The 6,589-nt window shown below is 62.8% G+C and carries 1 protein-coding gene and 2 pseudogenes; 1 reads left to right on the forward strand and 2 read right to left on the reverse strand.

Features of this window, described 5'->3' with window-relative positions; all coding sequences use genetic code 11:
* Window positions 1-681 precede the first annotated feature (681 nt).
* The gene (locus ABZ854_RS36730; RefSeq protein ID WP_361220275.1) at window positions 682-3,525 is read left to right on the forward strand and encodes an AAA family ATPase; all 2,844 of its coding nucleotides are present in this window, start codon (window positions 682-684) and stop codon (window positions 3,523-3,525) included.
* Window positions 3,526-3,770: 245 nt separating this feature from the next.
* Here ABZ854_RS36730 and ABZ854_RS36735 read toward each other — a convergent pair.
* Both ABZ854_RS36735 and ABZ854_RS36740 read right to left on the reverse strand, forming a co-directional pair.
* Window positions 3,771-4,603 (reverse strand): annotated as a pseudogene (locus ABZ854_RS36735) (IS5 family transposase).
* Between the two features lie 336 nt (window positions 4,604-4,939).
* Window positions 4,940-5,709, reverse strand: a pseudogene (locus ABZ854_RS36740) (transposase).
* Between the last annotated feature and the right edge of the window lie 880 nt (window positions 5,710-6,589).

The following is a 6,589-nucleotide window of genomic DNA, read 5'->3' on the forward strand; positions in this document are numbered from 1 at the left end:
GCTACGACAAGACCGCCACCGTCTACCTCGCCGGACTCCACATCGCCGCCATCTTCATTTGGTCGGCGAGGTGATCCGAAGGAAACGACCTAGCCGTCCGCCCGCTTGCACCCCGGCGGCTCGGCTGGCGTGGGCGAGCAAGTCAGGTGAGTCTGAACGTCAGCCCCGACACCTCCGCGTCGCCCCGCTGGCACCGTGCTCGTTGGGGGCGCGCTCGCGGCTGAGGATGCGGTTCGATTCCTTCTGGGACGATGCGATTGGATGCACGCGGGTGGCTCGTCGTCCGATGGCGACTCCGGTTCGTGGGGAATCGTTTCCAACTTGGTGATCCCAGGTCCTTCATGGCGCGGAGCCTCGCGCAGTCGAACGATGTCCTTGTCGCGACGAGCGGCGGCCAGCTCGCTGGAGCCCCGGGCCACGCGGCCGAGATCCACAACAAATTGCCGCGGAGGTCGGGGACGGCGAGGTACAGCAGACCGTGTTTCGTCACGCGTCTCGAACACCTCCTGTGGCTCTCCCGTTACGCGACGGGCAGACGATCACATCGGGTGGTCAAGGAGCTGGCCTGCCGAGTCGCATGGCGTTCGCCGCTGTCCACGGCCTCCCACCTGCACAGTTCAGAATGGATAAGTGGGCAATGGAAGTTTTGACTGCTCTCGTTGACAGGCGCAGACTGACGGAATGACGGACTCATCATGGGGATTGGTGGAGCGCGAGGGCGAGGAGACGGTGATTGCTGAGCTGGTTGAGGACCTGGTTGCGGGCGTAGGTGGGATCTTGATGGTCAAGGGGCCCGCGGGCATCGGGAAGAGCCAATTGCTAAGGGCTCTGCGAAAGGCGGCCGAGGAGCGCGAAGTGGGGGTGATGCATGCTCGGGGGTCGGAACTGGAACGAGACTTCGCATTCGGGGTGGTGCGACAACTGTTCGAGCCGACGATTAATAATGCAGATGGCTATCGGGCCGAGACGCTATGGCAAGGGCCAGCAAGCCGGGCGCGGGGGATTTTCACATTCGACGCCGAGGCGGAGGAAGTTGGAGATTTCGCTGTGCTGCATGGCTTGTTTTGGCTAGTAGCCAATGCGGTCCAAGAAAAATCCCTGGTTCTATTGATAGATGACCTTCAGTGGTGCGATGTGCCGAGTTTGCGCTTCTTGGCATATCTGATCCCCAGAATGCCGGAGATAGGCGTGCTACTGGCATGCGCTGTGCGCAGCGGGGAAGAGCTCGCAGACGAACGGCTAATAAAGCTAATTGCAGCCGAGGCGGTAGTGCTTCGGCCAAATCCGCTAAGCAGTGAGGGAACTGCAAGACTGTTGGCAGGGACGTTCTCCGGTGCGATTGATGGACAGTTTGCCGTAGCCTGTCATGAAGCGAGCAAGGGAAATCCCTTGCTGCTGCGTGAGCTGGTGCGAGTTTTGGCAGCGCAGGGGATGCAGGCGACGACGGATAATGCGGTGCGGGTTGCCGAATTGGGGCCCAAGGCCGTAGCGCAGTTGGTGGCAGCTCGGCTTACTGGACTATCACCTTCTGCAGTCCAGTTGGCCTACGCGACCGCCGTTTTGGGAGACGGCGCTGAAGTATCGCTGGTGGCAGCCATGAACGAGCAAGATCCGCATCAGATTCTCGCGGACGCCGTTGCTCTAGAGGAGCGAGAGATTCTACATATCGACACAATCAAAGATCAGACCGAGCGACCTTACCGGTTGACCTTCGTCCATCCAATGGTGCGCGCCGCAGTGTATGACGGTCTGACCATAACCCGGCGAGTGGACGCACACCAACGTGCCGCCGAACTCCTCGCTCAAAACGGCGCAGATCCCGAACGCATTGCCGCCCACCTTCTGAGGACGATTCCTGCGGGTGACCCCGACACCGTCAAAGTGCTGGTCGAAGCTGCGCGGCATGCTTACAGCAGAGGTGCCCCGCAAGCCACATTTCCCTATCTTGAGCGGGCCCTGGCAGAACCACCCGACGTCGGTGAGCGAGCATCCTTGCTTCGTGAGGCTGGAGCCATCGCTCAAATGGTTGACATGAAGAAAGCGGAACGGTACCTGAGTCAGGCGCTGAATGAAACCCGGGATTCCGAAGGGCGAGCGATTCTTGTAGATATGTTGGGGAGCGTTTATTTCTGGCTCGGCCGTGGGCGTGAAGCCGTATCGCTTTATGAGCGGGCGATCGATGAACTTGGCCCTCACTCGGAGGATCTGCGCTGCCAGTTGCAGTCCAGCCTCATCAATGTGACAGCATCTGATGCGGGCCTGCACAAAATGGGCGATGCTCTTATCGAAAAGCTCGCCAGCTATCGGCCTCCGCACGGTCCTGGCGGACGGTCTCTCGATGCCATGATCGGTTGGCACACTGCGATCGCCTTGCTAGCGACTGATCAGGCACTGCAGCGGGTACGCCGCGCGTTGGCAGGGGACGCGTTCATCAGTCATGCCAATGGTAGCGAAGCGTTCGCCGGAGCGTGTTGGCTCCTTATTGTTGCTGATGACTGCGCGACACTTCCAACTCTTGACGCAGCCCTGGCTGATGCGCGACGGCGGAAGATGACCCCGGCCGTGGCAGTGGCCACAGGACTCCAGTGTTTGGCCTGGCATCGCCGAGGCCAACTGGCCGAGGCCAAGGCTGCAGCGGAAGAATCACTTCAGCTCTGTGACGGCGCGCATCTCGATACTTGCCGTCCGTTCACGGCAGCTTTCTTCGCGGATACGCTGATCGAGCGTGGCGAGTTTGACCGTGCCCGGGAAATCTTGGACCGCATTGTCCCGTCAGATGCCCCTGTGTCCGCACCGTGGTGGTACTGGATAAAAGCCAGCCAGGGCCGACTCCTACTACACCAGAACAAGGCCGAAGAGGCGCTTGAAATCCTCCTAGCCGTCGGGAAGCAGCTCCAAGCTCACCGCCGACACAACCCGGCTTTCCTCAGTTGGCGACCGGATGCAGCTATGGCCCTACACCTATTGGGCCGCACTGAACAGGCGCGCGCTCTTGCTGCCGACGACGTGGTTCTCGCTCGCCAGTGGGGGGCTCCTTGGGCTTTGGGGCGGGCTTTGCGGGCAGTTGGTCTTGTGATGGGCCAAGACGGCCTGGGATTCCTGGAACAGGCAACGGCGGTCCTTAAGACATCGCCAGCCAAGCTGGAATATGCAAAGGCCCTATGTGATCTCGGGGCTGCACTGCGAAGGGCTGGTCATCGGACGGACGCCCGCTTGCCGCTGCGCGATGCCCTCGACCTGGCCACCCGGTGCGAAGCCGCCCCACTTGTAGATTTCGCCCGCACCGAACTCGCCGCTGCCGGAGGGCGACCCCGCCGTTTCGCCCTAACTGGACCGGAGGCCCTGACCCCAAGCGAACACCGGACCGCAGAGCTTGCAGCCGCTGGCCTCACAAATCGCGAGATTGCGCAGAAGCTATTTGTCACTCCCAAGACCGTGGAAGTACATCTGTCGGCCGCCTATCGAAAACTTGGTATCTCCAAGCGGGCAGGACTGCAGCGTGCCCTTTCCATGCAGCTGGACTGACCCTCAGGTTATATTTTGGCCGTTGAAGAAGATCTGATTGGCGTCGGCGGAGGTGAAGGCATATTCGACGTGCGGCGCCAGCAGGATGAACACTGCGGCCGTGACAACTATGACCACCTGATACCCCCCGTATTCCCGATCAACCGGACCTTAGCACCGGCTGCCCTCGGCTCAGGTGGGCTGAGACAGAGGGAAGTCGGCGATCATGGCGAGGTGGCGAAGCAGACGGCAGTTAGGCCTCCGTTTCACTTGGTGAGGCGGCGGTAGCCCATGAGGGCTGCGCCTACGCCGACGAAGGCGAGGAATTGTTCGGCCTTGCGTTCGTAGCGGCGGTGCAGGCGGCGGCATCCTGCAAGCCAGGAGACCGTTCTTCTACGACCCAGCGGTGGCGGGCCAGTCGTGCCCAAGACTCGATGCGCTTGCGGGCGATGCGATGGCGGATACCTCTCTCGCCCAGCCATCGGCGCAGGTGGTCGTAGTCGCATCCCTATATCGGCGTGGAGCTTGACCGGGCGACAGCGGCGTGGGCCACGTCTGGAGTGGACCGATGGGCTGCCGCACAAGTGGTTGCAGGCCGAGGCTGTCGTGCATGTTGGCGCCGGAGATGCCCGGGGACAGGAGCAGTCCGTTGCTGTCCGTGAGCAGGTGGATTTTCGATCCCGGCCTGCCGTAGTCGGTCGGAGTCGGTCCGGTCAGTGGCCCCCTTTTGCAGCGCGGACGCTGACGGAATCGATCGCGCACCGCGACCGGTCCAGCTCCCCCCGGGCGCCGAGGTCGTCAAGGACGACGCGGTGAGCCCGGCCCAGACGCGGTCCCGGCTCCACTGCGCGAAGCGGCGGTAGACGGTGGGCCAGGCCGGCCCGAAGACCGGCGGCAGCTGCCGTCACGTGCAGCCCGAGGTGGCCATGAAGATGATCGCTGCCAGGCATTCGCGGTCACCGTCCCGCGGTCGCCCCCCGCCTTAGGGGCGTATGACCGGCGCCGGCGGAACCACTCGCCGAAACAGGGTCCACAACTCGTCCGGCGCCAACCGCTCGACCAGATCCGTCACGCAAGGCTCAACGAAGGAGCAAGCCATAAAAAACGGCGTCTTAGACAAGTAGCACTACAACGGCGCGACTCGGTCGAACGCTGTGTCAACCGCTTGAAGCAGCGGCGAGTCATCGCAATCCGCTAGGACAGGACCATCGAGTCCCACCAGGTAGCTGTCGCCCTCGCATCGCTCCTGATTTGGGCGTGACATTTGAAGATAACTTCTAGCCGAGCACTCCGGCGTCGCCTGGACGAGCTCACCGCGCATCTCTAGGTGCACTACGAGGACCGCCGTTCACGATGCCGTCTCGCCTAAGGGCTGTCCCGTAAATGATCTCCGGGTCGCCTCGAGCGCGGTTTGACCGTTGTGCGGTCCGCTGACCTATCCGGCGAGGGCGAGGTTGTGCATACGGGCGATGCCGAGCATGGCGTGGTGGACGCCGTCGCCTTTGAGGCGGCAGTCGCGGAGGATCTTCCAGGTCTCATGAGGGCGAAGACATGCTCGACGCGGGCTCGGACCTGCTTGTGAGACTTGTTGTGTTCCTCCTTTCAGTCCGGGAGTTCGGCCTGGCCACGCTCTCGGCGGTGCGGGATGACGAGCCCGGTTCCCGGGTAGCCGCCGTCGGCGATCGTGAGGGCCTTGCCAACGGCGGCCTTGGCGCCGGACTCTTCCCACGCCTTGCAGTCGTTGCGGTTCCCGGCGAGCGGCCGACCGACCACGACGACCAGGCGGGTATCGGCGTCGATGACGACCTGGTGGTTGGTGGAGTACCTGTAGTTTTTCGACCGCTCGGCGATGGTGTGGTCGCGGGTGGGGATCAGGGTGCCGTCCACGATGAGCACGGTGTCCTTGGCAAACCGCCTACAGGGCTGGAGCGCGAGCATCGGCCCGAGATGGTCGATGATCCGGTCCGCCGCCGACTTCGACACCGCGAACAGCGGAGCCAGCTGCCGCATCGTCAGGTTCGTACGCCAGTACGCCGCGACCAGCAGGGCCCGGTCCTCCAGTGGAAGACTCCAAGGCCGGCCCTTGCGGACCGCGTCCGCACCCCCGCGCCGTAGAACCGTCACCAGCTTCCCGAAGGCGCGCGGGCTCAGCCCGGTGAACGGGGCTATCCAGGACGGCTCCGACGCCGTGATCACACCAGCCACACCAAGATCATCTCACCGGTGACCAGCAGTTACGGGACAGCCCTTAGGCTCGTCGGTCAGTACGCAGGCCAAGTGTATTTGCCCTCCACGTACAGCCTGGCCGGTCGATCACCGAAATCTGCGAGTCCTGCGAGGAATGACAAAAGGATCTAAGGGTGATGTTCGGCAACACGGACTATTATGGCGGGTCATCCCTTCACCTGGATTGCGCGGGGCCAAGATTTTCCGGGGCTCGACTTCGCCCGCGAGAAAGCCGTCCACACATCGGGGACGGCGGTATGGCCGAGCACGCCAGCAAGCTCGCGCCATCGGTCACGATCGATGAATGCCCTGCACCTGCCGCAGGCGTACCAGTCGCCGGGCGGCAAGCATTGTACCCCGCCCGTCATCGAAACGCAGCGAACCGCTTCAGCTCGGTACGCGCACACCACCCGGTCAGGGCCGGAACAGAAATCGCAGACCGTGACAATGTTCATGCCTCATCCCAACTGCCCTGACGGCCACGGGTGTCGGCACCATGCACCAACATCCGGCGGGCCAGCCTCGCGTCATCCGTCCCAAGCCTGCCGCTAACAAGGCAGACGGGCATGGGTAGTCACTGCTCAGCGCCGCAGTCGAGTTCTTCCACAAAAAAGTCGTCGCCGCGGACTTCAGGTCGTCAACCTCACGCATCCGCTTGTTCTCCGCCCGCAACCTGCGCAGTTTCTCACGTTCGTCGCCGGTCACCCGCGCGGTGACCCCTGGGCCGATCTCGTGCTGAGCGATTGGTGGCCAACGCGAACAGGCTCAGTGAACCTCTTTCATCCTGAATAGTCGCAGGTCAGTAGAACGTGGATGGATTGGACGGTGCGGCTGATGCGGCGGGTGGAGGAGCGTGCTC

It is taken from the genome of Streptomyces sp. NPDC047028, from assembly GCF_040644095.1.
Taxonomy (GTDB): Bacteria; Actinomycetota; Actinomycetes; order Streptomycetales; family Streptomycetaceae; genus Streptomyces.

Bases quoted from the DNA above. Each gene is read 5' to 3' on its own strand.
- ABZ854_RS36730 (WP_361220275.1), top strand. From the start codon at position 682: ATGACGGACTCATCATGGGGATTGGTGGAGCGCGAGGGCGAGGAGACG.